At 39.2% G+C, this 974-nt stretch carries 2 protein-coding genes; both read left to right on the top strand.

What is annotated here, in order from left to right:
- On the top strand, window positions 1-265 hold a 265-nt coding region (locus tag V7659_RS29115), incomplete at its 5' end, for a TerC family protein (RefSeq protein WP_420491785.1).
- A 192-nt stretch (window positions 266-457) separates the two neighbouring features.
- The coding region (locus tag V7659_RS29110) for an MFS transporter (protein ID WP_335543528.1) at window positions 458-974 on the top strand (517 nt) is incomplete at its 3' end.

Raw genomic sequence — 974 nt, 5'->3', positions numbered from 1 at the left:
GGGGGTCCTATTTATTGGCGGTGTGATTGGGATCTTAATGATGCGAGGGGTAGCCCAACTATTCTTGGTATTAATTGAAAAAGTTCCTGAAGTTGAAATCACGGCCTTTATTTTAATAGCCATTATAGCTATTAAAATGATTATCTCTGCATTTGGGTACCAATTAGATGAATTTGTCTTCTTTTCTATCTTAATTGCTGTGTTCTCGGGAACATTCCTTGTTCATTTTGCAAGGAAAAATTCTGGGAATGAAAAAACGCTTTAATAGGTAACGTATCAGAAACCATCCATTCATTTGGATGGTTATTTGTTTTGTAGGCAGAATCTACATGTATATTTTTGGGGTAAAATTTCTGATTACGAATATTTCGGAAATGAAAATAATTGACTAGTATGTTATTATAGACGATATTAACAATGGATAAAAATACAATTAAGCCATGGGAGATGGAGCAGCATGCTAAACTGGAAACGTAATTTGTGGGTGCTTTGGATCGGTGTCTTTTTTACAGCAGCAAGCTTTTCCATGGTCATTCCTTTTTTGCCAATTTTCCTTTTACAAATTGGTGTACATGAACATACGGAATTGTGGTCGGGATTGTTATTTAGTGCAGCCTTCTTTTCAGGGGCAATCGCCTCACCGTTTTGGGGCAGGATGGCTGATAAATATGGACGGAAACCGATGATTATTCGGGCCGGATTTGTCCTCTTTGTCATCTATACGTTAATGGCCTTTGTCACCAATCCTTATCAGATATTAGTTCTACGAATCTTGCAGGGATTATTAAGTGGTTTCATCCCAGGTGCTATTGCTTTGATTGGTACTAATACACCTGGTAACAAGGTGGGCTATGCACTTTCCCTTATTTCGTCAGCGTCCGCTTCAGGGAGTATCCTTGGTCCCTTGTTAGGCGGAGGAATTTCACATTTGGTTGGAAATCGCTGGGCTTTTGCGAGTGCAGGGATGATTGTGT

Source organism: Neobacillus drentensis, assembly GCF_036966985.1.
Classification (GTDB): Bacteria; Bacillota; Bacilli; order Bacillales; family Cytobacillaceae; genus Neobacillus; species Neobacillus drentensis_E.
This window is presented reverse-complemented; position numbering and strand designations above follow the sequence as displayed.